Source organism: Candidatus Aquicultor secundus (assembly GCF_002791875.1).
Classification (GTDB): Bacteria; Actinomycetota; Aquicultoria; order Aquicultorales; family Aquicultoraceae; genus Aquicultor_A; species Aquicultor_A secundus.
The window spans coordinates 15,128-18,565 of sequence record NZ_PFNG01000043.1; the positions used below are offsets into that span (position 1 = coordinate 15,128).

3 protein-coding genes and 1 pseudogene are annotated in these 3,438 nt (G+C 45.3%); all 4 read left to right on the plus strand.

The window, feature by feature from the left end:
- A pseudogene (locus COY37_RS01785) lies at nt 1–285 on the plus strand (hypothetical protein); the annotation flags it as partial.
- 106 nt (nt 286–391) lie between these two features.
- Nucleotides 392–2,407, plus strand: a complete 2,016-nt coding sequence (locus COY37_RS01790; protein WP_286678014.1) for an O-antigen ligase family protein — start codon at nt 392–394, stop codon at nt 2,405–2,407.
- On the plus strand, nt 2,400–3,068 hold the full coding sequence (locus COY37_RS01795; protein ID WP_286975731.1) for a tetratricopeptide repeat protein: 669 nt from the start codon (nt 2,400–2,402) through the stop codon (nt 3,066–3,068). The genes COY37_RS01790 and COY37_RS01795 overlap by 8 nt, the downstream gene beginning before the upstream one ends.
- A 12-nt stretch (nt 3,069–3,080) precedes the next feature.
- Nucleotides 3,081–3,438, plus strand: a 358-nt coding sequence (locus COY37_RS01800) for a prepilin peptidase (RefSeq protein WP_286975733.1), incomplete at its 3' end; no start/stop codon positions are given.

A 3,438-nucleotide genomic window follows, 5' to 3' on the forward strand; every position in this document is an offset into this window, starting at 1 on the left:
CCGATCTTTAACAACGCCAGGGCTTCCGCTTGGCAGAGGACATGCCAGGCTAATCTGAGGACGCTTGATGGCGCCGTACAGACATACGCTGCAGATAATCCAGGAGCTACCTTCCCACAAAACTATACTGACCTGGAAAACGCTCTAAAGGGTAAATACGTAAAAGAGATGCCGCACTGTCCTCAAGACAGTTCTAAGGATTATGTAGTCACGCCAGCTTCAGGCAATACATTGCCTCCGATAATTTCATGCCCTAACGACAGTGCTACTCACAAGTATCCGTAAAACATAGCCGGAAGGCTATCGAAAAAGAGCGGCAAGAAATTGCCGCTCTTTTGTTTTTTTGGTTTTGCCGATAACAAGACTATCTTAACCATTCTAGGAGATAAAGTTGGAACAGAGACTCGATAATACACCTATAAAAGCAAGCAAAACTTGCTCCTACGTCGAGACAATCAATTCCACGATTAGGTTTTTTCTATATCTTCTGGTTGTGATCATACCGTTAGCAATTTCCCCCTCATCGCTTAACCAGGCGTTATCGCTAAAGTACTTACTCTTCAAGTTGGTCACAGCGGTAGTAATCTGTGTTTATCTAACGATGATAGTTCTTAGGGGCGCTAAGATACGAGTTAGCGGCTTAGAGTTACCTCTCGCGATATTTCTAATCTTCATGGGTATCGCAACCATGCTTTCCGCCAATATTCATACGAGTATAGAAGGTAGTTACATCAGGTATGATGGGTTCTTAAGCTATCTGATCTGCGCCGCCTTATTCTTTGCCGCGACACAATCATTTTTTATTTCCGGGCAGGTAGAGACTATAGTAAAGCTTAGCATAGCAACAGCGACAATTGTCTCAGTCTACGGTGTTGCTCAAAGCCAAGGGTGTGACCCGATCCCATGGGGTGTGATGATGTTTGAGAAGACAAGAAGCTTCTCTACGTTTGGAAACCCTGTAATATTAAGCGGATATCTGTCTCTTATGTTTCCACTTGCTATAGCCCTCCTTAAAAAAAGTAAGTCCTCTGTGGATAAGCTACTTTATTCAGTGGCGGTAACAGCAATAGCGCTTTGTCTTGTTACCACGATGAGCAGGGCCGCCTGGATGGGGGGCATTATAGGACTTGTGCTGGTGGTTGCTGGACTAGCGCAAAAGAAACGTTTCAATATCCGAATGGCGGCAGCCCCGACTGTCATCAGCATAGTAGTTATATCTCTTGCTTCAATGGCTATAGGATTACCGACGGTAGCCCACAAGGCCACATCGACGTTCGGCTTCAGCGGAAGCGTTGATAGTAGACTTCTTATGTGGGGGACAGCGCTGAAGATGATTCCTCAAAGACCTCTCTTTGGGTTTGGCCCTGATGTGTTGGACTTGGTATTTCCCCGGTATGAGATTCCCGGTCTGCTTAAATACAATGGCTCAGCCGCTATCGATAATGTGCATAATGCATTCTTGCAGTTGGCGTTGACCGCTGGTATTCCTGCCCTAATCGCCTTTATAGTAATTCTTGTAGTTGTATTTATTAAAGCTTTGAGAGAAATCAAGCGGTCTCAGTCGGTTTCTCCAATTACGGTAGGGCTGGTTGCAGGAATAATAGCATTTCTGGCGCAGAGTCTAACCGGTGTGACAGGGATTGCGACATCAGGATTTCTTTGGTTAAATATGGGGCTTTTGGCTTCGATATGGGCTGAGCCAAAGATCGAACTCAAGCCAGTAACGGGCTTTGCGAAATATCCGCTACTATCTTCGATTATCGTTGTCGGGATAATTGGCGTTGTTCTATCGATAAGGCCTTTTATTAGCGAAAATGCGCTCGGTCAAGCCTGGTTGGCAACACAGCATGGCGACTCCAGGGCGGCCGAGAGTTTCTATAAAAAAGCCATTGTATATAATCCCCAGGATGATAAAGCCTACAGCGGTTTTGGTATCATGCTTGCTTATGAAGGCTATGCTTTGAAAAATATGAGGTTATGGTCAGAAGGCATGAACTACCTCAAAGGGTCTACGCAGCTATCTTCGCACAATCGAGAGAACTATACTTTGCTCGGTCTTGGCTACCTTTACGGAGGTAAAGTTTTTGATGAGCGCAATTTCCGCTATGCAGTAACCAGCCTTGAAAAAGCTGCCGAGCTTGGCCCAAATAATTACACGACGAGAGATCTTCTTGGGATGGCATACCTGGAGGCAGGACGCATGGAGGAGGCGAAACATAACCTCTTGATGGCACTTAGAATTAATCCAAATGATCCTCAAACCCATTATCATATGGGTCGATATTATGAAAAAGCCGGGCACAAAGAAGACGCTCTGTGTGAGTATATTGCCGCCGTTATGATAGATAAAAATTACAAGGATGCAAAAACTGCGTATGAGAGGCTGATTAAACGTGGAAATGACTAGTTTTTTGGACTCAGAGATTAAACATGTTAAGGCCAAGAAAATCGCACTCGGCATAATTGTAGCTGTTATTATTATAACTGCCTTCGTTGTTGACCGGTATATAAATGCGGACAGGGTGTATTACCTGGCAGTTCATCAGCAGGAAGAAGGCAATGTAGTCGAGGCAAAAAAAGGCTATGAAGATGCCCTGCACATGAATCCTTGGCACGCAGATGCAAATTATCAGCTTGGTATCCTTCTGAGTAGAGAGGGCAAAACATCCGAGGCCGTCAAACTGATACAACGCGCATTGCAATTGAAAGACGAACCGGATTATTACGTTGGCTTGGGACACCTCTACCTAAACAAGCTCAAAGACGCGAGCCGTGCTGAGGCGAGTTTCCGCAAAGCATACGACCTTGACCCTAAGAACTACTATGCTTGTTCTATGCTTGGCAATCTAGCGGAACGGCGCCACAATAACGACAAAGCGATTCAATATTATGAACAAGCGATTCGACTCGACCCACAGTTGACAGCCTGCTATAAGAATCTTGCGGCAATTTATGATGCAAAGGGTATGACTGGCAAAGCGGGCGAGTACTGGCGGGATGTTCTCAGGATAAACCCTAAAGACGAGGATGCGAAGGCGTACTTTAAGGTCGGGAAATCGGCTAACTAATCGGAGCGAACCATGGATTATTTTTATACCATCGCATTCTTTATATTCGGCGCTGTTATAGGCAGCTTCGTAAATGTCTGCGCGTATAGGATTCCAAAAGGCGAATCCATCGCATATCCGCCTTCGCATTGCCCTAGTTGCGGCGAAGCCATACGCTATGCCGACAATATTCCGGTTGTAAGCTACCTCATATTGGGCGGAAAATGCAGGAGCTGTGGCTCAAGGATAAGCCTGAAGTATCCAATTATAGAACTATTAACAGGAGCTTTATGGGCTATAACCTATTCCCGTTTCGGCCTCTCGCTTGAACTTGGTTACGGGCTATTCTTCATAACCATACTTATTGTGTTATCAGCCATCGATTACGACA